A 21,604-nucleotide genomic window follows, 5' to 3' on the forward strand; every position below is an offset into this window, starting at 1 on the left:
GGGCGAACAGGGGGACGAGTGGAGGGGGCGAGGAGAAGGAGGCGAGCAGAGGATGCGAGCCGGGAGGCCGAGTGCGGCGGGCGGCGGGCGGCGAAACGCCTCGCCTCGACCCCTCGGCGCAAATAAAAAGGCCGCCGGGGGAGGGCGGCCTTTTTGTCGACCCGATCTGTAACACGACGGGCCGACTTGTCGGACGGGATTGGGGGGCTGGGGGATGACCGGTCCGACACTCTCTCAACGTGCATCCGGAACGCGGGTTCCGGGGGCCGTCGAAAAAATCCGCCGAGCGACGCGGCGGTTCACTGGCGATATTGCTGCAGTCTCGTGGTGCGCAGGCCGGCGAGGCCGTGCCGATCGATCGAGTATTGCCAGGCGAGGAACTCCTCGACCGTGAGGGTGTAGCGGCTGCAGGCTTCCTCCAGCGAGAGGAGGCCGCCGCGCACGGCCGCGACGACTTCGGCTTTCCGGCGGATCACCCATCGCTTGGTGCCGGGTGCGGGCAGGTCGGCGATCGTCAGCGGGCTACCGTCCGGCCCGATGACGTATTTGACCCTCGGGCGATGGGGCTCGGTCATGGATGAACTCACGCTACAAACTGAACAACACCCGTGCACTCTAGGAAGGGTGGCTTAAAAATTGCCTAAGCGTCCGTAAAGAAAGGGGAAACGTTTCCCTTCGAAGGCCGCCCTTTCCCTTGCCTCGAATGTGCGACAAAGGCTTGCGGCACAACGGGAACCCGGCCGCGGCGGCGAGCCTCCGCCGGCCGCCGGGATCGGTGCCGCGCCGGCCGAGGACGCACGGGACCGGCGGCCGCTCCGGCGGGCGCCGGGCGACGGGGACGGGGTGCGAGGAGGGACTGCGGGGGCGGGTGGGCGCGCGGCGCAAGCGGCGAGGCGTGGCCGCGCCTGCCCGCGCGATGGCGAAGAAGAGAAGAAGAAAGGTGAAGAAAAAAGAGCGGCGGCGCCGGTCGGCCACCCGCGGTCGTCGCCGGTCCACGACGGCGGACGTGTTCGGTCGGGGCGATGCCTACCGCTCGCCTCCTGGACGGGCGGCGCGGCGCTCCGGCGGCCCTGGGGCCGGTCACCCTGGGACCGGTCGCCCTGGGTCCGGTCGTCCGGAGGCCGGTCGCCCTGGGTCCGGTCGTCCGGGGCCGGTCGCCCGGGCGAGGTCAGCTCGGCCGGACGATCCGCCGGATCTTGTCGAGCGTGTAGGTGTCGCCGTTGATCGTCAGCACCGGCGGGTTGGTGCCGACATCGACCTCGTCCACCACGCCCTGCACCTCGGTCGAGACCGCCACCGGCTGGCCGAGCGCGTCGGTCGCCGTCACCGTCATCTTGTAGGTGCCGTCCGGCCAGGCGGTACCGTTGTTGCCGTGGCCGTCCCACTTGAACTCCTGCTCGCCGGCCTGCATCGGGAAGGTGCCGCTGTAGACCGTCGCGCCGCTGGTGTTGGTGATCGTCACGGTCGCGCTCGACGGCTTCGACACCTTGAAGTTCCAGGCGGCGTAGCTGTCCTTCAGCTCGGCGGTGGAGCCGTCCACCGAGACGGTCGCCCCGATATAGCCGAGCGCCTGGGTCTGCTGGGCGGTCTCCTGAAGCGACACCAGGGCCGACAGCTGGTCGTTCATCTTGAGCTGCTGCTCGACCTGCGAGAACTGCACGAGCTGGGCGGTGAACTGGTTGGTGTCGAGCGGATCGAGCGGGCTCTGGTTCTGCAGCTGGGTGGTGAGCAGCGTCAGGAAGGTCTGGAAATTGCTCGCCAGCGCCTGGGTGTTGACGGCCGAGCCGTCCTTCGCCGTCGCCTTGTCCTGATTGACCACCGCCGCCTTGACGGGCGCGGGCATTCCGGTCGTCGGGTCGATCGCCATGTCACACCTTTCTGGTCGGACGCTATCTGTACGCGAGCCGGCTCACACGCGAATGTCGACGCCGCCGAGCCGGCCGAGCAGGCGGCCATAGGCGGCTCCGACGTCGATCGGATGGGTTTCCGGCAGGTCGCCCGGCATCGGCGTGGCCTGCCGCGCCTGCGTCTGCGCGTCGGGGTTCGGCTGCCGCTGGCCGCTGCCCTGGTCGCGCAGCGAGAACTGCATCGCGCCCTGGTCGGTCTTCAGGCCGGCGTCCTGCAGCGCGCGCTCGAGCTGGGCGGCGTCGCGGCGCAACAGATCGAGCGTGTCGGAGCGGTCGGCGCTGACGTGCGACACCACCTGGCCGTTGCGGTCGACCTCGAGCCGCACATGGACCCGCCCGAGATCGGGCGGATCGAGCCGGATCTCGAAGCTCTGCCGGCCGGATTTCGCCTGCGCGGTGATCTGGACGCCGAGCTCGGACAGCGACACCGCCCGTTCGGACGTGTCGATCCGGGTGGCGCCGGCCTGCGGCACCTGCGGGCTCGCGCCGGCGGCGGCGACCGACAGGCCGTCCGCCCGGATCGGCACGGCGGCCGGTTGCCCGGCCTGCTGCCCGATTTGGCCCGGCGGGTTCTGCGCGGGGGCCGCGCCGCCATTGGCGGCGGCCGCGTCCGGACGGGCGTCCGGCTGGAGGCCGGCCGCGGCGATCTGCGCATGCGTGCCGGGCGCGCCCGTGACGGTGCCGTCCGGAGTGGTCGCCGGCGGCGTCTGGTGATTGGTGGGCCGCGCCTGGCCGGCCGTCGGGTCGGCCGGCTTTGCGGCGGTGCCGTCGCCGGTCTTGGTGGCGTCGCCGGTCGCGGAGGCCTTCGTCTCGGCGGCTGCCTTGAACGTCTCGGCGCCGCCGGTGCCGGCCGCCTTGCCGTTTGCTGCGGCCGCAGTCGCCGCGGTGTCGGGTGCGGCGGCCTTGCCGGTCGCTTGCTGCGCCGCGTCCTTCGCGGCGGCGGGGTCGGTTGCGGTGCCGGCCGGGGGCGTCGAGGCGAGCTGCGGCGCCGCGCCGATCGCCTCGTCTCCGGCTGCACCGGGGGCGGCGAGCGCCGGATCGGTCGGAACGCCTGGTGCGGCGACCGGAACCGGCGGGGTCGCCGTCGCCGCGACGGCCTGGGCGGCGGCCTGGGCCGCGGCCTGGGCAGCTGCCGCTTCCGCATCGTTCTCGGAGGCGTCGCTGCCGTCCGTGGCTCCGTCCGTCGTGTCGCCGGCGGAGTCGCCGGTCGTCGTGTCGCTGCCGTCCGTCGCCTTCGTTTCCGTGCGGTCGCTGCCGTCCGCGGTCTTCGCATCGGGGGCGGAGTCGGTGGACTCAGTCGCGTCGCCATCGTTCGCCGCGGCCCGCTCGCGCGGCGCGGCGTCGTCCTTCGGCGAGGTTTTGTCGGACCGCGCGCGGTCCGGCGCCTTGCGTCCGTCGTCGTCGTGGTCGGAGCGCGCCCGGCTTCTCGACGCGGAGTCGGACGGGCGCTCCGTCCGGCTCGTGTCGTCGCGCGCGCCGATGGCGGCCGGACGCGGCTGGGAGTCGCGGCTCGCCTGCGCGGCGGCGCTCGCGTCCACATCGTCGATCAGGCTGGCGAAGTCGGTGGCGGTGGACTTTTGTTGGGCCGCAGCGGTGCGGGCCGCGAACGCGGCGGCGGCAGCGGTGCTCGGCTCGATGGTGATGGTGGGCACTGAGCGTGACCTCGTGATTGTCCGACACCACGTCTGCAAGCGGCGGGCCACCGAGTTCCGTCAAAGAAAACGTAGCCGCGCCAATGCATTGGTTCCGGGGCACCGGCGCCTCGAAAGCCCCGGAGGCAAGGCTTGCAGGGGCGGCCGGGCAAGAACTGCCGGCTCCCTCCGGTCGACTGCCGGCCGCAGCCGGCCGACGGTCGGTCCGCCGGCGCGGAGCGGCTCGCCGCCGGGCGCGCTGGCGAGCGGACGGTCGGCTCCCTATAGTAAGGAGTGACGAAACCGCGGCGGGACGGAACCGGCAGCGGGCGAGGAGCGCGGCGGCGTCCGCGAACGGCATGCGAAATTCACTCGATCTCGACACGCGACCCGAAAGCACCCGCGTGGTGGTCGCCATGTCGGGCGGGGTCGACTCGTCGGTCACGGCGGCGCTCCTGAAGGCGGAGGGCTACGACGTCGTCGGCGTCACGCTGCAGCTCTACGACCACGGCGCGGCGACCCACCGGGTCGGCGCCTGCTGCGCGGGGCAGGACATCCACGATGCTCGCCGGGTGGCGGAGGCGATCGGCATCCCGCATTACGTGCTCGACTACGAGAGCCGCTTCAAGGAGGCGGTGATCGACCGCTTCGCCGAGAGCTACGTGTCGGGCGAGACGCCGGTGCCGTGCGTCGAGTGCAACCAATCGATCAAATTCCGCGATCTCCTCGACACCGCGAAGGATCTCGGCGCGGCGGTGCTGGCGACCGGCCACTATGTCGCCTCCCGCGAATCGTCCGACGGCCGGCGCGCGCTGTTCCGCGCCCGCGAGGAGGACCGCGACCAGAGCTACTTCCTGTTCGCCACCACCCGCGACCAGCTCGACCTGCTGCGCTTCCCGCTCGGCGACCGCACCAAGGCCGAAACCCGCGCGCTCGCCCGCCGGTTCGCCCTGCCGGTGGCGGAAAAGCACGACAGCCAGGACATCTGCTTCGTGCCGACCGGCCGCTACACCGAGGTGATCGAGCGCCTGAAGCCCGACGCGGCCGAGCCCGGCGACATCGTCGATCTCGACGGGCGGGTGCTCGGGCACCATCAGGGCATCATCCGCTACACCGTCGGCCAGCGCCGCGGCATCGGCATCGCCGCCGCCGAGCCGCTCTATGTCGTCGGCCTCGACGCCGCCCATCGGCGGGTGGTGGTCGGCCCGCGCGAGGCGCTGAAGACCCGGCGGATGCGGCTGCGCGACGTCAACTGGATCGGCGACGGCACGCTCGACGCGGCGCTCGCCGAGGCGCATACACCCGGCCGGCTGGAGGTGTTCGTCAAGGTGCGCTCGACCCGCCGTCCGCAGCCCGCCTGGATTTTTCGCGATCGTGCGGAGATCGAGGTGGAGCTGGTCGACGGCGAGGAAGGGGTCGCGCCCGGCCAGGCCTGCACCTTCTACGACGCGCTCGCCGGACAGGCGCGCGTGCTCGGCGGTGGTTTCATCCGGAGCGCGGCGTCCGCCGTCGCGGCGGCCGAGACGGGTGCCGAGTCGGGTGCGGAGTCGCGCGCGGAAACACGCGCGGCCGAGCCGGCCGCGGCCCGGCGCTGAAGCGCTCTTTTTTCTTTTCGGGAGACTGTTTTTCCATGGCTGACGATCTCGATCGCGACAAGGTCGCGAAAGCGTATGCGCGCTGGGCGCCGGTCTACGATCTCGTGTTCGGCACCGTGTTCGAGTGCGGCCGCAAGGCGGCGATCGCCGCGGTCGAGAAGGTCGGCGGGCGGGTGCTCGAGGTCGGCGTCGGCACCGGCATCTCGCTGCCGGACTATCGCCGCACCAACCGGATCGTCGGCATCGACATCTCCGCCCCGATGCTGCGCAAGGCGCAGGAGCGGGTGGCGACCCACGGCCTCGACAATGTCGAGGTGTTGTCGGTGATGGACGCCGCCAAGCTGGCGCTGCCAGATGCCTCGTTCGACGTGGTGGTGGCGCAATACGTGATCACCGCGGTGCCGGACCCGGAGGGGACGCTCGACGAGTTCGCCCGCGTGGTGAAGCCGGGCGGCGAGATCATCCTGGTCAACCATATCGGCGCCGAGACCGGCCCGCGGAAACTGTTCGAGGCGGCGTTCGCACCGATCGCGCGAAAGCTCGGCTGGCGGCCGGAGTTTCCGTGGGCGCGCCTCGCCCATTGGCTCGCCAAGACGCCGGGCGTCCACCTGATCGACCGCAAGCCGATGCCGCCGCTCGGCCACTTCTCGCTGATCCGGTTCGGCAAGGCTGCCGCCGCCCCGGGGCTGCAGGCGGCGGAGTAGGGGCGGGGAGCGGATCAGGTCTGGTCCGGCAGCAGCGGCGCAAGGGCTGCGATCAGCGGCCCGAGGTGTTGCTGCGTGACGGCCCAGACGAGATCGATGCGCACGTCGGCGTAACCATGCACCAAGCGGTGCCGCATCGCCGTCATGGTGCGCCACGGAATCTCCGGATGCGCCGCCTTGGTCGCCGCCGACACCTTGCCGGCGGCCTCGCCGATCACCTCCAGGGAGCGGATCACCGCATTCTGGTGCAGCCGGCTTTCGGAAAACCGGGTCTCGTCGAGATCCGTCACGAAACCCGCCGCGTCGCGGGCCGCCAGCAGCATGTCGATCAGCAGGGCCGCGTCGCGCTCGGGGATTTCTTGCTGCCCGCTCATGACAGAAGCGGCTCGGCCTCGGCGAGAATGCGCCGGCGGCGCAGCGCGTTGCGGCTCGCTTCGACCGCCTCCCGCTCGACCAGATCGACCGGTCGGCCGAGCAACGTTTCCACCGCGTCGTGAAACGCCGCGAAGGCGGCGAGATCGTTGCGGACCTCGGGTGCGAATGTCACCAGAAGGTCGATGTCGCTGCGGAGCGGATCGTAGTCGCGCCGCCGCGCGGCCGAGCCGAACACCTCCAGCCGCACGACACCGTGACGGCGACACAGATCTCGCAGCGCAGCACGATGTGTGGTGAGGATCGCGTCCACCCCGTCTCCGATGTGTGCCCGAACGTGTGCCGCCTCTTGCGTCGAACGATGAATAGCACGGTTCGTCTGCATTTGCTCGGCGGCACACCGCGCGTATTCCCGGCCGACCGCGCGGGCCTCGACCGGCTTGCACGCGCGCCCCTCCATACGAACACTCGCCGACCCTTGCGTTTCGACATGACAGAGCGGCGCGGCGGTGCATATCGGCTGCCGGCCCGGCTTGTTATGTCTTCTTCTCCCCTCGGCACGGACGGCGCCGACCCGTCGTGTGCCGTCGTCACGTCCATTCCCGGAACAGAGAAGTCACCAGCATGAGCAGCAAGGCACGGGTCGTCCGGTACGCGAAGGCGGGAGGCCCCGAGGTTCTCGCCATGGAGACCATCGATCTTCCCGATCCCGCCACCGGCGAGGTCCAGATCCGCCAGACGGTCGTCGGCCTGAACTATCAGGACTGCTATTTCCGCTCCGGCTTCTATCCCGCGCCGCTGCCCGGCGGGGTCGGCACCGAGGCGGCCGGCACGGTGGAAAAGGTCGGCGAGGGCGTCACCGACTTCAAGGTCGGCGACCGGGTCGTCTATGCCGGCGGCGCGTCCGGCTCCTATGCGGATCTGCGCAACATGCCGGCCGCGCGCGTCGTCGCGATCCCGGACGGCATGGCCGAGGAGGACGCCGCCGCCATCCTGATGAAGGGCATGACGGCGGAGTATCTGATCACCCGCTGCTATCCGATCAAGAAAGACGAGCTGGTGCTGTTCTATGCCGCCTCAGGCGGCGTCGGCCTGATCGCCGGCCAGTGGGGCAAGCACATCGGCGCGCGCATGATCGGCGTCGCCTCCGGCGCGGAGAAGTGCCGGAAGGCCAAGGAGAACGGCTACGAGTTCGTGATCGACCGCTCGCGCGAGGACGTGCTCGCCCGCGTGAAGGAGATCTCGGGCGGCGCCGGCCTGCCGGTGGTGTTCGACTCGATCGGCAAGGCGACCTTCGACACCACCGTCGAGTCGCTCGCGCCGCGCGGCATGTTCGTGTCGTTCGGCACCACCACCGGCGCCCCGCCGCCGGTCGAGGCGAGCCTGCTCCAGCACAAGGGCTCGCTCTATTTCACCCGGCCGACGCTCGCCACCTATTGCGCGACCCGCGAGCTGATCCTGATGTCGTCGAAGAAGCTGTTCGACCTCTTCCTCGCCGGCAAGATCAAGTCGAACATCGGCAAGCGCTACGCGATGAGCGACGCCGTGCAGGCCCACGAGGACCTCGAGGCCGGCCGGACGGTCGGCGCCTCGCTGCTGATCCCGTAAGAGATCGGCGCGCGTTCGAGACGGCTCCCCGCATCGCGGAGAGGAGAGGGTCGCCCCGGCGGGCGGCCCTTTTTCGTGTCGCCGACCACCGTCTGCGTCGCAGATGTGACGATCCTTCACATTCGCGGGAACCCGCCGCCGGTCTTCCGGTTGACGGACAGATTCCGGGAGGACCGTTCGATGGCGAAGCAGTCGAAAGCGCAAAAGGATACGATGGAGCGCGTCATGCACGAGTTCGAGCATGGCGAGCTGAAGATGCGCGGCGGCCGCACGGTGAAGAACCCGAAGCAGGCGATCGCGATCGGCCTGCAGGAGGCCGGGGCGTCGAAGGACCGGAGCAGATCACAAAACCGCCGCAGCCTGCAGCGCACCAAGCGCAAGGAGCGGCGCGGTGAGACCGCGCGCGCCGCCGCCGAAGGTCGCCGCAACGATCCGACCGCCAATCCCGACAAGAAGACCCGCGCCGCCCTCTATGCAGAAGCCCGCCGGCGCGACATTCCCGGGCGCTCGAAGATGAATCGCGACGAGCTCGCTCGCGCGCTCGGCCGTTGACGGGGTGGTGCGCCATGTCGCCGCCCGCGCCTTCCGGTGAATCCCCCGCGGAGCCCGTCGCCGACGGTGCTCTGCCCGCCGCGGTGGTCGGTGGCGGTTGCGAGCCGGCGGTCGTCGTGCCGCCGCTCGCCTCGCCTCGCACCGACCCTCTCGTTTCGGCGCCGACGCCGGTGCTCGTCGGCACGAAATCCGTCGTCCGCGCGATGCCGATCGGCGCCGAGCTTCAGCCCGACGGCGGGGCGCATTTCCGCGTGTTTGCGCCGCGTCCGAAAACCATCGTGCTGGTGGTCGACGACGAGGAGCATGGGCTCGCGGAAGAGCCCGGCGGCTATCGCAGCGCCTTCGTGCCGAGCGCGACGGCCGGCTCCCGCTACGGCTACCGGCTCGACGGCGAGGCGCGCATCCTGCCCGATCCCGCCTCGCGCTTTCAGCCCGACGGGCCGCACGGCCTGTCGGCGATCGTCGATCCCGCCGCCTATGCCTGGCGCGACGGGTCGTGGGGCGGCGTGCGGCGCGAGGATCGTCACGTCGTCTACGAGATGCATGTCGGCGTGTTCACCAGCGAGGGCACCTGGCGCGCCGCCATCGAGCAGCTGCATCTGTTGAAGGACGTCGGCATCTCGGTGATCGAGATGATGCCGGTCGCCGAGTTCTCCGGCCGCTTCGGCTGGGGCTACGACGGCGTCTCGATGTTCGCGCCGACGAGGCTCTACGGCGGGCCCGACGACCTGCGCGCCTTCGTCGATGCCGCGCACGGGCTCGGCCTCGGCGTCATCCTCGACGTCGTGTACAATCACTTCGGGCCGGACGGAAACTTCCTGCCGTGCTTCGCCGACTCTTATCTCACCGACCGCTACGACAACGAGTGGGGCGACGCGATCGACTTCGACGGGCCGCACGCCGCGCCCACCCGCGAGTTCGTTCGTGAGAACGCCGCCTATTGGGTCCGCGAGTTTCATTTCGACGGGCTGCGGCTCGACGCCACCCAGCAGATTTTCGACGCCTCGAAGCGCAACATCGTCGCCGAGCTGACGGCGGCGGCGCGCGAGGCCGGGCAGGGGCGGCACGTCTTCGTGGTCGCCGAGAACGAGCCGCAGGACGCCAAGCTGGTGCGGCCGGAGGAGAACGGCGGCGACGGCGTCGACGCGGTGTGGAACGAGGATTTTCACCACACCGCCCACGTCACCCTCACCGGGCGCAACGAGGCCTATTATTCCGATTACACCGGGGCGTCGCGCGAGCTGCTCGGCTGCATCCGGCACGGCTTTCTCTATCAGGGCCAGCGCTCGGCCTGGCAGAGCAAGCCGCGCGGCGCGCCGGCCCTCGACATCGATCCGATCCAGCGTGTGCTGTTCCTCGAGAATCACGATCAGGTCGCGAACTCGGGGTTCGGCAAGCGGCTGGTCGGCATCGCCGATCCGGCGCGGCTACGGGCGATGACGGCGGTTCTGCTGCTCGCGCCCGGCACCGCGATGCTGTTTCAGGGACAGGAGTTCGCCAGCACCACGCCGTTTCTCTATTTCGCCGATCACAAGGGCGAGCTCGGCGCGATGGTGGCAAAGGGCCGGCGCGAGTTCCTGACGCAGTTTCCGAGCATCACCAGCATCGCCACCGACGAGCCGGGCGCGCCGGAGACGTTCCGCAGATGCGTGATCGACTGGTCGCAGCGCGAGACCAACGGCTGGGCGGTGCGGCTGCATCGCGATCTGATAAGCTTGCGTCGCGGCGATCCGGTGTTCGCCGATCCGGCGACGCGGATCGACGGCGCGACCCTCTCCACCGACGCGTTGCTGGTGCGCTGTTTCGGCGCCACGGAGGAGCGGTTGCTGATCGTCAATTTCGGCCATCCGCTGGTGCCGCGCATTTGGCCGGAGCCGCTGCTCGCCCCGCCCGCCGGGCGCGACTGGCGGCTGATGTGGTCGAGCGAGCACCCCGATTACGGGGGCGACGGCGCGGTGTCGCCGCTCGCCGAGGACGGAAGCTGGCAGTTTCCCGGCCGCCTTGCAGTGGTGATGGAGAGCGTCGCAGTGGAGCGTCCACCGGCGACGGAGAAGACAGCGAAAAAGAAAAAGGCGGAGGAGAGCGGGCCGAAGGAGAGCGCGACAAAGGAGAGCGGGCCGGCGAGGTGAGCCGGCCGCCCGGCCGAGGGGGCCGGCCAGGTAGGGGCCGCCCAGCCGACGGGGCCGGCCCGGTAGGAGGGCGGGTCGCCGACGTGGTCACGACGGCTTTTCCTCGCTCCCCGCGAAAGCGCCCGCGAACGATCCGGCGGGTCGCATCGGTCCGCCGGGAAAAAACTCAGGCCGCGACCAGCCCGTGCCTCTCCGCGTGAGCGCGCCACCAAACCTCGAGCGCCTCCGCCTCGGCCGGCAGCAGCACCGCGAGCTCGCCGGCGAATTTTTCCCACGCCGGCATCGCCTTCGGCGTCACCACGCAGGCGACCGGCACGCCCGCCGACACCGCGGCCTGGAACGCCGCCATCAGCCCGCCGCGCTCGGCCTCCTGGCCGCCGAACCGCGCCAGCACGACGAGCTTCGCCCCCGCGGCGATCTCCCGCTCGACGCCCGCGCAGGCACCGGCGAGCCGCTGGGTGTCGAGGCTGCACGCCTCCGAGCCCGGCCCGAGGTTTTGATGGATGCCGATGATCTCGCCGGTGGTGAGGTCGAGCAGCGCGCCGCCACAGCCGCAGCCGTCGTGGCCGCCATGATCGCCGTGCCCGTGTCCGTGGTGGTGGTGATGCCCACCGCCGGGCTGTCGCGAGCCGTCGTCCGGCGGCAGGATCACCCCGGCGAGCGGCACGCCCTCGGCCTGCCGGCGGCGGGCGAAGGCGGCGAGCCGGTCGGCCGCGCCGGTGCCGGGTCCGCCCAGAATGGCGGCGATCGGTTTGGCGGCGATGGGGGCGGCGGCGATGGGGTTGGCCGTGGCCGGTGCGGCGGCCGTGGGTGCGGCGGCGATCGGCGCGGCGGCTTCGTCGGGCCTCATGAAAAATCTCCTCGATCGAGCGTCGATTGCTGTACCCGGCACGATACAGCCTAGCACGCCGGCACCGCCTCCGCCTGTCGTTTTCTTTTGCAGAAGCCGCCTCGGCAGGCTACCGAATCCGCTCCATTCAACGATCTCCGAACGGCATGAACATTCTCTCGATTCAATCGCACGTCGCTTTCGGTCACGTCGGCAACGCCTCCGCGGTCTTCCCGCTGCAGCGGCTCGGCTGCGAGGTGTGGCCGATCCATACCGTCCAGTTCTCCAACCACACCGGCTACGGCGCCTGGAAGGGGCGGGTGTTCGACGGCGACATGATCGGCGAGGTGTTGGAGGGCATTGCCGAGCGCGGCGTGCTCGCCGGCTGCGACGGCGTGCTGTCGGGCTATATGGGCGAGGCGGACATCGGCGCGGCGATCCTCGACGCGGTGGCGACGGTGCGCGCCGCCAACCACGCCGCCCGCTACTGCTGCGACCCGGTGATCGGCGACGTCGGCCGCGGCGTGTTCGTGCGCCCCGGCCTGCCGGAGTTCATCCGCGAGCGGGCGGTGCCGGCGGCCGACATCATCACGCCGAACCAGTTCGAGCTCGATTATCTCGCCGGCCGCTCGTCGGCGACGCTCGCCGACGCCAAGGCCGCGGTCGATGCGGTGCACGCGCTCGGCCCGAGCGTCATTCTGGTGACCTCGCTGCACACCGACGAGACGCCGGCGGATGCGATCGATCTCCTCGCCTCCGGGCCGGACGGCCGCTTCCGCCTGCGCACGCCGAAGCTCGACCTTTCGATCAACGGCGCGGGCGACGCCATCGCGGCGCTGTTCTTCTTCCACCACCTCGCCACCGGCTCGACCGCCGATGCGCTGGCCCGCTCGGCCTCCTCGGTGTTCGGCCTCCTGAAGCGCACGGCGGACGCGAAATCGCGCGAAATCCTCACCGTCGCCGCGCAGGACGAGTTCGTCGCGCCCTCGCGCATGTTTTCCGTCGAGGCGGTGTGACGGTGCCGCCCCGGTCCTTCGCGGACGGCGAGGTCGTGCCGCTCGAGCGCCTCGCGCTGACGCTCGCCCCGTTCGACTGGCCGTTCGCGCGCGAGAAGCGGGCCGAGATCGACGCGCATTTCGCAGACCTTCAGGCGCGGCTCGCCCATGTGTGGAACGGCCGCATCCTCCTGATGCGCGAGCCGGTGCTGGCGGACGGCGTGCTGCACGCCCGCTTCTTCGAGACGGACTATGCGAGCTTCCTCGCCTGGCGCGATTGGGGCTGGCCCACCCGCGACGTGATCAATTCCTTCGCGATGGGCGCGCTGCGCGCGGCCGACGGCGCCTACCTGCTCGGCGAGATGGCGGAAGGCACCGCCAACGAAGGCTCGGTCTATTTTCCCTGCGGCACGCCCGACCCGAGCGACATGCGCGGCGACACCGTCGATTTCGCCGGCAGCGTCGCTCGCGAGGTTTTGGAGGAGACCGGCCTCTCGCCGGACGATTACACCGCCGGCGGTTGGGTGATGGTGCCGGCCGGGCCGCGGCTCGCGCTGATCCGGGTGTTGCAATCGGCCGCGCCGGCCGACGCTTTGCGGGCCCGTATCCTGCAACACCTCGCGCGAGAACAAACGCCGGAGCTCGCAAATATCCGCATCGTGCGCGGGCCGGACGACCTCGATCCGGCGATGCCGGATTTCGTCGAGATCTTTCTGCGCTGGGCGTGGCGGGCGGTGATGTGACGGGCGCCGCGCTTTCGATTACGCTGCCGGCGGAAATCGCGGTGGAACCGGTGGCGTGAGCGGTCGGCAAACGTTCGATCCCGGCGTGGTGCGGATCGTGGTCGGGCTCGCCGGCCGGCGGATCGTCTCCGTGCGCGTTGCCGCCGAGCGGCCGCGCGGGCTCGGCGCGGTGGTCGCCGGCCGTCCGCCGCAGGCGGTGCCGCCGCTGGTGCGGCGGCTGTTCGCGCTGTGCGGCGAATCGCAGTCGGTCGCGGCCGCCCATGCCCTGCGGATGGCCGGCGCCGACATCGCCCCCGCCGATCCTTTGGTGGATGCCGTGCGGCTCGCGGCCGAGCGGCTCGCCGAGCATTTGCGCGGCCTGGTGATCGGCTGGGGCGCCGCGGTGCCGCTCGAGGCCGAGGCGCTGGCCGCCGTGCGCACCGCGCTCGCCGGCAACGCCGCTGCGCCTGCCGACATTCTTCGCGCACTCCGTCGTCTCGGGATCGGGGCGGGCGGGCCGGTGCCGGTGAACTCCTGGGCCGAGCGCTTGCTCGCGCAGGCAGAGGCCGATGCGCCGGGCCTCGACGCGCCGCCCGATCCGCTGAGCGCGGCCGATGACGCCGCGGTGCTCGCCGCGCTGTTCGCCGAAGGCGAGGTGTTTTCCGCCGCCCCTCGCCTGACCGGCCGCCGGCCGCAGACCGGGCCCGCCGCCCGCGCCGCGCAGGCGGATTTTTCGGTGAAGAATCCCGCCACCGCCGCCGGCCGGCTTTTTGCGCGCTTTACCGAGATCGCCGAAGCCGCCGCGCTGTTGGCACATCCGCGTGATCCCGGCTGGGTCACCGCCGGCCGGCTCGCCGACGGCGTCGGCTATGCCGCGGTGGAATCGCCGCGCGGGCGGCTCTACCACCTCGTCACCCTCGACCGCTCGGGCCAGGTCGCACGCCATCTGGTGCTCGCCCCGACCGAATGGAATTTCGCCGACGGCGGCCCGTTCGCGGCCGCGCTCGAGGGCCTCGCAATCGGCGAGGGCGACGCAAAGACCGTGGTCGGGCGGCTCGCGAGCCTGTTCGATCCGTGCGTCGGCACCGACGTGACGATCGCGGAGCAACCGAGAGGGCGGGAAGAAATTCGATTGCGCGGGGTCGTGCAGGGCGTCGGCATGCGGCCCTTCGTGTTCGGGCTCGCAGAAAAATTCGGACTCGCCGGATCGGTGCGCAACGACGCCGAGGGCGTGCTGATCGACGCCGAAGGTTTTCTGCTCGACGCCTTCGCCGATGCGCTCCTCTCGAAGGCGCCGCCGCTCGCCCGCATCGACGCGCTCGAGCGCACGCCGCTGCCGCTCGCCGGGGCGAAGGCGTTCGTCATCGAGGACAGCGTTTCCGGCAGTGCCGCGACCCGTATCGCGCCCGACGCCGCGACCTGCGAGGCCTGCCTCGACGAGCTGTTCGACCCCGACAGCCGCTTTCATCTCTATCCGTTCGTCAACTGCACGCATTGCGGCCCGCGCTACACCATCACCCGCCGCATCCCCTACGACCGCCCCAATACGGCGATGGCCGGCTTTGCCATGTGCCCGGCCTGCGCGGCCGCCTATCGAAATCCGCGCGACCGGCGCTTTCACGCCGAGCCGATCGCCTGCCCGGTGTGCGGGCCGCGGCTCGGCCACCCGGTGGAGGAGATCGCTGCGGCCCTGCGCGAAGGAAAGACCGTCGCGCTGAAGGGGATCGGCGGCTTTCATCTGATGTGCGACGCGACCAACGAAACCGCGGTGTCGGAGCTGCGCCGCCGCAAGGCGCGCGAGGCAAAGCCGTTCGCGGTGATGGTCGCCAATGCCGCCTCGCTCGATTTGTTTGCATCCGCCGCCGACGCGCATCGTGATCTGATCACGACACCCGCCCGGCCGATCGTGCTGATGCCCCTGCGCGACAAAGCCCCGCCCGGCGTGCCGGCGCTCGCGCCCTCCGTTACTCCGAATCTCTCACGTGTCGGCATGGTGCTGCCTTATGCGCCGGTGCATCATCTGCTGTTCCACGCGCTGCTCGGCGCCCCGCAGGACACCGCGTGGCGCGAGGCGCCGCAGTCCGTCGCGCTGCTCGCGACCAGCGCCAATCCCGGCGGCGAGCCCTTGGTGGTCGACGACGCCGACGCCGCGCGGCGGCTTTCGGGCATCGCCGACCTGATCGTCACCCACGACCGGCCGATCGTCGTGCGGGCCGACGATTCGGTGATGACGGTGGTCGACGGCGCACCGGCCTTTCTGCGCCGCGCCCGCGGTTTCGTGCCGGACCCGGTGGATCTGGGCACGGATGGTCCGTGCGTGCTGGCGGTCGGCGCGCATCTGAAGACGACCGTCACGGTGACGCGCGGCCGCGAGGCGTTCGTCTCGCAGCACATCGGCGATCTCGACACCGCCGAGACGGTCCGCTTCTATCGCGAGACGGTGGCGCATCTTCTCGCGGTGCTCGACGTGAGGCCGGAGACGGTCGTCTGTGATCTGCATCCCGACTACCGCTCGACCCGCTTCGCCGAGGAGACCGGCCTGCCGCTCCTGCGGGTGCAGCATCACGCCGCCCACATCGCTGCGATCGCCGCCGAGCACGGCGTGATGGGGCCGCTGCTCGGTGTCGCGCTCGACGGTCACGGCATCGGCGAAATCGCCGGAAAAGCTGGCGGCAACTGGGGCGGCGAGCTGATGCGGCTCGACGGCTTTTCGTGGCAGCGGCTCGGCCATCTCGCGCCGCTCGCGCTGCCGGGCGGCGACCGGGCGGCCCGCGAGCCGTGGCGGATGGCGCTCGCCGCGCTCGCGGCGGTGGATCGACTCGACGAGGCGGCGGCGCGGTTTCCGAGCATTTCGATCGCCAAGGCTTTGGCGGCAAGGGTTTCGGACGCGCCGGTCACCACCAGCCTCGGCCGCCTGTTCGACGCCGCCGCTGGCCTCTTGGGCGTGCGCACGCATCAGGACTACGAGGGGCAGGCGGCGATGGAGCTCGAGGCGTTGGTCGAGACGCCGCGCGTGCTGAAGGACGGCTTCGTGATCACCAACGGCGTCTTGGATGTCTCGCCGCTGCTGGCCGCGCTCGCCGATCAGCAAGATCGCCGCACCGGCGCGGAGATGTTTCACGGCACGCTGATCGACGGCATCACGACATGGATCGCCGCGGCAGCGAAGCTGGACGGGTCGCGCGCAGTGGCGCTCGGCGGCGGCTGCCTGATGAACAAAATTCTGGCGGAAGGGCTCGCCGATGCTTTGCGCACGCGCGGCCTGACGCCGCTCTTGGCGCGAAAACTGCCGCCGAACGACGGCGGGCTGTCGCTCGGTCAGGCGGCGATGGCGCGGGCGATGGAGTGAGACAATGCGGCTCGACGAGATGGAGCGGCTCGTTCGCGAGCAGACGAAGCCCGTGGAGGGCGTCGAGGAAGTCTTGCTGCGCGCCGCCGCCGGGCGGGTGATCGCCAAGGACATCGCGGCGCGGCTCGACCTGCCGCCGTTCGACAACTCCGCCGTCGACGGCTTTGCCGTGCGCCATGCCGACATCGCCGCGGGCGACACGCGGCTGACGGTGGTCGATCGCGTCACCGCCGGCCACACCGCGACCCACGCGGTGGGGCCCGACGAGGCGGTTCGCATTTTTACCGGCGCGCCGATGCCGGCGGGCGCCGACACCGTGGTGATGCAAGAGCATGCGCGCGTTGCGGGCGACAGCGTCACCGTTCCTGCGCTGCCGGCCGGCGCCAATCGCCGGCGGGCCGGCGAGGACGTGGCGAAAGGCTCGGTGCTGCTGCCGGCCGGGCGCAAGCTCGCGGCGGCCGATGTCGCGCTCGCCGCCTCGCAGGGTTTTGCGACGCTGCCGGTGCGGCGGCGGGTCGAGGTCGCGCTGTTCTCGACCGGCGACGAGGTGACCGAGCCCGGGCATCCGCTCGCGCCCGGCGGCATCCACGACGCCAATCGTTATCTGCTGATGGCGCTGCTCGCGCGGCCCGGCGTCGGCGTCCACGATCTCGGCATCCTCGAGGACGATCCGGCGGTGCTCGGCCCGGCGCTGGAGAAGGCCGCCGATGCGCACGATCTGGTCGTCACCTCGGGCGGCGTGTCGAGCGGCGAGGCCGATCACGTGCGTGCCGCGGTCGAGCGTTCCGGCTCGCTGACGGTGCGGCAGCTCGACGTGAAGCCGGGCCGCCCGTTGGGGATGGGCACGCTGATCGGCGCAAACGGTGGCCGCGCGATCTTTCTCGGCCTGCCGGGCAATCCGGTGGCGGCCTTCGTGTCGTTCGCGTTCGTGATGCGGCCGCTGCTCGCGTGCCTCGCCGGTGCGACGCCGCCGGTGCTGTTGCCGCGCACGGTGCGCGCAAGCTTCGCTCACAAGAAGAAGCCCGGCCGCCGCGAGTTCTTGCGCGCCACGCTGCGGCTCGCCGGCGACGGGGTGGTGGAGGCCGAGAAGCATCCGAACGGCGGCTCCGGGGCGGTCGTCTCGCTCGCCGAGAGCGACGGGCTCGTCGTGCTTTCCGAGGAGACGGCGGCCGTCGAGCCCGGCATGCCGGTCGCGTTCCTGTCCTATGCCGAGATCACCACGTGATCAGTTTCTTTCCGGAGCGTTTTGTGTGACCGAGATTGCCGAGCCCGTTTCTTCCGCAGAGGACACTGCGTCCGCCCAAAACGTCGCAGAGCGCGCCGCCGCTCACATCGTGGCGAGCGACACCGCGTTTCGTCACTTCGGAATGGAGCTGATCACGGTCGCGCCGGGCGCCGCGACGCTGGCGATGACGATCGCCGACGACATGACCAACGGCCACGACACCGCGCACGGCGGCATGATCTTCACGCTCGCCGACACCGCGTTCGCCTTCGCCTGCAACGCCTACGGCCTGAAGACGGTGGCGGCCCAGTGCAGCATCACCTTCGTGCGGCCGGGCCGGCGCGGCGATCGCCTGGTCGCGCGGGCCCGCGAAATTTCGCGGGCGGGCCGCAACGGCATCTACGACGTGACGGTGAGCGTCGGCGACACCGTGATCGCCGAGTTCCGCGGCCATTCGCGCACCATCGGTGGGTCGTTCGTCGAGGACGCATCGAAAAACGGGGCGCCCGTGGGCGCCCCGCAGTCCTGATGACGTTCGGCCTTCACGCGACCGCCGGAAGCACCGCCTCGATCGCCTCGCGCCGCCGCTCGAGGCCGGGCGGCAACTTCAGCGCCGATCCGAGCGCCTCCGGCGCCTCGTCGATCGCAAAGCCCGGCGCGTCGGTCGCGATCTCGAACAGCACGCCGCCCGGCTCGCGGAAATAGACCGAGCGGAAATAGTTGCGGTCCTTCTGCCCGGTCGTGCGAAGCCCGTGGTTCTCGGCGAGCTTCTTCACCATCGCCGCTTGCGCCGCATCGTCCGCCGCGCGGAAGGCGACGTGATGCACCGTGCCGGCGCCCGATCGTCCCGGCAAAAAGTCGCCGGCGACGTGCAGGTCGACGATTCCCCCGACCGCGGCGTCGGACGCCAGCCGCACCACCGCGCCCTCGCGGGCCGTCTCGGCAAAGCCGAGCACGTCGGTCAGCACGTCGGCGGTCGGTGCGCCGTCCTTCACCAGCAGGCGGACGCCGTGAAAGCCGCGGATCGCCATCTCTGGCGCGACCTCACCGCCGGTCCAGGCGGGCTCCGCCTCGATCCCCGGCACGCCGGCGAGCGCGAGCTTGGTGCCGTCCGGATCGCGCAGCGACAGAACCGTCTCGCCGAACCGCCGCTCCGGCGCCTCGTGCGGCACGCCGAGCGTCACCAGCCGCTGCGTCCAGTCGGCGATGCTGGTCTCCGGCACGCGAAACACCGTCTCGATCGTCTCGCCGATGCCGATCCGGCCGGGCGCGGCGTGCTCCCACGGGAAGAAGGTGAGGATGCTGCCGGGGCGGCCGCGCTCGTCGCCGTAGTAGAAATGATAGGTGCCGGGATCGTCGAAATTCACCGTCTTCTTCACCAACCGCAGGCCGAGCGTGCGGGTGTAGAAGTCGAGATTGCGACGGGCCTGGCCGGCGATCGCGGTCACGTGGTGGATGCCGGCGTGTCCGTGGTTTTCTTCGGTCGCATGGTCGGTGGGATGGGCCATGGAAGCCTCCGGGGGTTCTTTCGGGCGGCTGCCCGTTGCTTCGAGAGATAGGCCGAAGCGGCGCCGGTGCCATGGTTCTCAGATTGCATGAGTGCAATTGCATGTGTGCGAAAAGCGTGATTGAATTGCGGGAGTGAGACGATCAGCTTGGCGTCACCAACACGGCGCCGCCACCCGGCGGTGTCATCCAGGAGACCCGACCATGATCGACCCCCGCCTCGCCCCCTACGGCGCCTTCCTCCTCCGCGTGGCTCTCGGCGTGATGTTCATCGCCCATGCCTGGCTCAAGCTCGCGGTGTTCACCGTGCCCGGCTTCCAGGGTTTTCTCGCCTCGCTCGGCCTGCCGACCCTGCTCGCCTGGCCGATCATCGCCGCCGAGCTGATCGGCGGCATCGCCATCCTGGTCGGCTTTTGGGGCCGGCTCGCCGCAGTGGCGACGCTGCCGGTGCTGGTCGGCGCGCTCGCCGTGCACGCCCCGAACGGCTGGTCGTTCTCGGTCGCGAACGGCGGCTGGGAGTATCCGGCTTTTCTGGTGGTCGCCGCGGTGGTGGTGGCCTTGGTGGGCGAGGGGGCGTTCGCGCTGCGTCCGACCCATTTCCGCCTCGGAGGGCGCGTCCTCTCGCACGAGGCGTGAGCCCGCCGGACGCGGCGGCGGGCGGCCGCCGCCGTCCGCTTGGAGCCAAAACCGTGCCCGACCCGCTGAAGACGATCGCCTGGGACGATTTCCGCCTGATCAAGGCGATCGCCGATGCGGGCAGCCTGCCCGCCGCCGCAGGCGTGGTCGGGGTCAATCACTCCACCGTGTTTCGCCGCCTCGGCCAGATCGAGGCGGCGCTCGGCGTCCGCCTGTTCGAGCGCCACCGCACCGGCTATGTGGCGACGCCGGCCGGCGAGGAGATGGTCGCGCTCGCCGCGCGGATCGACGGCGAGGTCGCGAGCTTCGGCCGCAAGATCGCCGGCCGCGAGATCTCGCCCTCCGGCGAGCTGCGCATCACCACCAACGACACGCTGCTGGTGCATCTCTTGACGCCGCTGTTCGCCCGCTTCCGCCGAAAATGCCCGGAGGTGCGGCTCGACATCGTGCTGGCGAACCAGGCGCTCAATCTGTCGAAGCGCGACGCCGACGTCGCGATCCGCGCGACCGACGCGCCGCCGGAAACCCTGGTCGGCCGGCGGGTAGCCACCATCGTCTGGGCGCTCTATGGCCGCGCCGAGGATTTTCCCGCCCCCGCCGATCGCGACCCGGCGACCTTCTTCCGGCGCGACTGGGTGTCGCTCGGCGACGATCTCGCCGGGCTGAAGGTGGTGAAATACGTCGAGGCGAACGTTGCGGCCGAACGGGTCGCCTACAAGGTCAACACCGTGCTGGGGCTCGCCGAGGCGATCGAGGCCGGGCTCGGCATCGGCCATCTGCCGTGCTTCATCGCCGATGCGCGTCCGGGTCTGGTGCGCCTCGCGCCGCCGCAGCCGGACTTCTCCACCGCGCTGTGGCTTTTGACGCATCCGGATCTCCGCCACTCCGCTCGCGTGCGGGTGTTTCTCGATTTCATGGCGGCGGAGATTTCCGCCCTTCGCCGCTTCGTCGAAGGGACCGCGGGCGAGCCGGGCGAGCCCGCCGAGCCGGCTCCGGCGGCGTCGCCGGAGCCGTCGTGATCGTGTCGCTTCGTGACCTCGTCGAAGCCCGTCAGTTCGCCTTCTCGAAGGCGGCGACGATCTCGAGGCCGACCTCGTCGCTCACCACCGGCAGGCCGAACGACACGCCGAAATCGCTGCGCTTGATCGTCGTCGTCGCCGAGAAGCCGACGGTTGCCGCCTTGTTCATCGGATTGACGCCGGCGCCGGTGAAGCGCGCGTCGAGCACCACCGGCCGGGTCACGCCGCGCAGCGTCAGGTTGCCGGTGATGCGGGCGGTGTTGCCCTCGGCCGCGATCTCGGTCGACTCGAACGTCGCAGTCGGAAATTTCTTGGTGTCGAAGAAATCCGCGGTCTGCAGGTGGCCGTTCAGCTTGCTGCTGGTGGTGACCACGCTCTTCAGCGGAATGTCGATCGTCACCTTCGCCGTGTCGGGCTTTGCCGGGTCGAGCGTCAGCGTGCCGGTCGCGCCGCCGATCAGGCCGACATAGTCGGTGAAGCCGAAATGGTTGGCGGTGAACACCACCTGGGTGTGATCGGTGTCGACCGTGTAGCGGCCGGCGGCGACGCGCGACGGATCGACCCGGCCGGGCAGCTCGGTTGCGGACTGGGCGAGCGCGGGGCCGGTGACGGCGGGCACGACGACGGCGGCGGCCGCGAGCGCGGCGAGGATCACTTTGTTCATCTGGGTCTCCAATGAGCTGAGGCAGCGCCCGTAGCCGAGCCGGCCGGCGGATTTGCGGCGGTGCCCGGACGCTCCGTGCGACTCGACGCCGCCCCGGTTCGATGCGCCGGCGTTTTCCGCGCACATAGACGTGCACAGGCACGCAGGCACGCGGGCGAAAT

Annotated in this window: 20 protein-coding genes; 12 read left to right on the forward strand and 8 right to left on the reverse strand. The window is 70.8% G+C overall.

Annotated elements, in window-relative coordinates:
- Window positions 1-299 precede the first annotated feature (299 nt).
- From sciP to A33M_RS22065, 3 genes are all read right to left on the reverse strand, one after another.
- Window positions 300-575 carry a CtrA inhibitor SciP gene (sciP, locus tag A33M_RS02700; protein WP_008383176.1) on the reverse strand — a complete coding sequence of 92 codons (276 nt, stop codon included), beginning with the start codon at window positions 573-575 and terminating at the stop codon, window positions 300-302.
- 593 nt (window positions 576-1,168) lie between these two features.
- Window positions 1,169-1,843: a flagellar hook assembly protein FlgD gene (locus A33M_RS02705; protein ID WP_237718254.1), complete on the reverse strand. Its 675-nt coding sequence runs from the start codon at window positions 1,841-1,843 to the stop codon at window positions 1,169-1,171.
- Between the two features lie 66 nt (window positions 1,844-1,909).
- Complete coding sequence (locus A33M_RS22065; RefSeq protein ID WP_008383179.1) at window positions 1,910-3,559, reverse strand: flagellar hook-length control protein FliK; 1,650 nt, start codon at window positions 3,557-3,559, stop codon at window positions 1,910-1,912.
- 338 nt (window positions 3,560-3,897) lie between these two features.
- Here A33M_RS22065 and mnmA point away from each other — a divergent pair, with 338 nt between their 5' ends.
- Window positions 3,898-5,133 carry a tRNA 2-thiouridine(34) synthase MnmA gene (gene mnmA / locus A33M_RS02715; RefSeq protein WP_008383182.1) on the forward strand — a complete coding sequence of 412 codons (1,236 nt, stop codon included), beginning with the start codon at window positions 3,898-3,900 and terminating at the stop codon, window positions 5,131-5,133.
- Window positions 5,134-5,168: 35 nt separating this feature from the next.
- Window positions 5,169-5,837, forward strand: coding sequence for a class I SAM-dependent methyltransferase (locus A33M_RS02720; protein ID WP_008383184.1), 669 nt, complete (start codon window positions 5,169-5,171; stop codon window positions 5,835-5,837).
- 14 nt (window positions 5,838-5,851) lie between these two features.
- Here A33M_RS02720 and A33M_RS02725 read toward each other — a convergent pair whose 3' ends face one another.
- Window positions 5,852-6,211, reverse strand: a complete 360-nt coding sequence (locus A33M_RS02725) for a HepT-like ribonuclease domain-containing protein (RefSeq protein WP_008383187.1) — start codon at window positions 6,209-6,211, stop codon at window positions 5,852-5,854.
- On the reverse strand, window positions 6,208-6,669 hold the full coding sequence (locus tag A33M_RS02730) for a nucleotidyltransferase family protein (protein WP_202801768.1): 462 nt from the start codon (window positions 6,667-6,669) through the stop codon (window positions 6,208-6,210). The genes A33M_RS02725 and A33M_RS02730 overlap by 4 nt, the downstream gene beginning before the upstream one ends.
- A gap of 164 nt (window positions 6,670-6,833) precedes the next feature.
- Between A33M_RS02730 and A33M_RS02735 the strand changes: the two genes are divergently transcribed.
- The 3 genes from A33M_RS02735 (at window position 6,834) to treZ (ending at window position 10,498) form a co-directional block, all read left to right on the forward strand.
- A complete protein-coding gene (locus A33M_RS02735; RefSeq protein ID WP_040619014.1) occupies window positions 6,834-7,817 on the forward strand; it encodes a quinone oxidoreductase family protein in 984 nt (327 codons plus the stop codon).
- A 75-nt stretch (window positions 7,818-7,892) separates the two neighbouring features.
- Window positions 7,893-8,369, forward strand: coding sequence for a DUF6496 domain-containing protein (locus A33M_RS02740; RefSeq protein ID WP_202801769.1), 477 nt, complete (start codon window positions 7,893-7,895; stop codon window positions 8,367-8,369).
- Between the two features lie 170 nt (window positions 8,370-8,539).
- Window positions 8,540-10,498: a malto-oligosyltrehalose trehalohydrolase gene (treZ, locus tag A33M_RS02745; RefSeq protein ID WP_052026815.1), complete on the forward strand. Its 1,959-nt coding sequence runs from the start codon at window positions 8,540-8,542 to the stop codon at window positions 10,496-10,498.
- Window positions 10,499-10,664: 166 nt separating this feature from the next.
- Here the strand turns inward: treZ and A33M_RS02750 are convergent, their stop codons facing one another.
- Entirely contained in the window at window positions 10,665-11,348 is a 684-nt protein-coding gene (locus A33M_RS02750; protein WP_008383197.1) for a DUF2478 domain-containing protein, read from the reverse strand.
- 146 nt (window positions 11,349-11,494) lie between these two features.
- Between A33M_RS02750 and pdxY the strand changes: the two genes are divergently transcribed.
- The 5 genes from pdxY to paaI are packed head-to-tail and all read left to right on the forward strand — an operon-like array spanning window position 11,495 to window position 18,147.
- Window positions 11,495-12,343 carry a pyridoxal kinase PdxY gene (pdxY, locus tag A33M_RS02755; RefSeq protein WP_008383199.1) on the forward strand — a complete coding sequence of 283 codons (849 nt, stop codon included), beginning with the start codon at window positions 11,495-11,497 and terminating at the stop codon, window positions 12,341-12,343.
- Window positions 12,344-12,378: 35 nt separating this feature from the next.
- The gene (locus tag A33M_RS02760) at window positions 12,379-13,065 is read left to right on the forward strand and encodes a hypothetical protein (protein ID WP_040619034.1); all 687 of its coding nucleotides are present in this window, start codon (window positions 12,379-12,381) and stop codon (window positions 13,063-13,065) included.
- A gap of 55 nt (window positions 13,066-13,120) precedes the next feature.
- The gene (gene hypF / locus A33M_RS02765; RefSeq protein ID WP_008383203.1) at window positions 13,121-16,393 is read left to right on the forward strand and encodes a carbamoyltransferase HypF; all 3,273 of its coding nucleotides are present in this window, start codon (window positions 13,121-13,123) and stop codon (window positions 16,391-16,393) included.
- A gap of 4 nt (window positions 16,394-16,397) precedes the next feature.
- Window positions 16,398-17,618 carry a molybdopterin molybdotransferase MoeA gene (locus A33M_RS02770; RefSeq protein WP_008383206.1) on the forward strand — a complete coding sequence of 407 codons (1,221 nt, stop codon included), beginning with the start codon at window positions 16,398-16,400 and terminating at the stop codon, window positions 17,616-17,618.
- Between the two features lie 25 nt (window positions 17,619-17,643).
- Window positions 17,644-18,147 carry a hydroxyphenylacetyl-CoA thioesterase PaaI gene (paaI, locus tag A33M_RS02775; RefSeq protein WP_008383208.1) on the forward strand — a complete coding sequence of 168 codons (504 nt, stop codon included), beginning with the start codon at window positions 17,644-17,646 and terminating at the stop codon, window positions 18,145-18,147.
- Window positions 18,148-18,160: 13 nt separating this feature from the next.
- Here paaI and A33M_RS02780 read toward each other — a convergent pair whose 3' ends face one another.
- Window positions 18,161-19,126, reverse strand: a complete 966-nt coding sequence (locus A33M_RS02780; protein WP_008383211.1) for a ring-cleaving dioxygenase — start codon at window positions 19,124-19,126, stop codon at window positions 18,161-18,163.
- A 202-nt stretch (window positions 19,127-19,328) separates the two neighbouring features.
- Here A33M_RS02780 and A33M_RS02785 point away from each other — a divergent pair, with 202 nt between their 5' ends.
- Complete coding sequence (locus A33M_RS02785) at window positions 19,329-19,760, forward strand: DoxX family protein (RefSeq protein ID WP_008383214.1); 432 nt, start codon at window positions 19,329-19,331, stop codon at window positions 19,758-19,760.
- Between the two features lie 53 nt (window positions 19,761-19,813).
- Window positions 19,814-20,779: a LysR family transcriptional regulator gene (locus A33M_RS02790; RefSeq protein ID WP_008383216.1), complete on the forward strand. Its 966-nt coding sequence runs from the start codon at window positions 19,814-19,816 to the stop codon at window positions 20,777-20,779.
- A 31-nt stretch (window positions 20,780-20,810) separates the two neighbouring features.
- Here the strand turns inward: A33M_RS02790 and A33M_RS02795 are convergent, their stop codons facing one another.
- Window positions 20,811-21,443 carry a YceI family protein gene (locus A33M_RS02795; protein WP_008383219.1) on the reverse strand — a complete coding sequence of 211 codons (633 nt, stop codon included), beginning with the start codon at window positions 21,441-21,443 and terminating at the stop codon, window positions 20,811-20,813.
- Window positions 21,444-21,604 lie beyond the last annotated feature (161 nt).

The sequence above is a fragment of the Rhodovulum sp. PH10 genome (assembly GCF_000293785.1).
Classification (GTDB): domain Bacteria; phylum Pseudomonadota; class Alphaproteobacteria; order Rhizobiales; family Xanthobacteraceae; genus Rhodoplanes.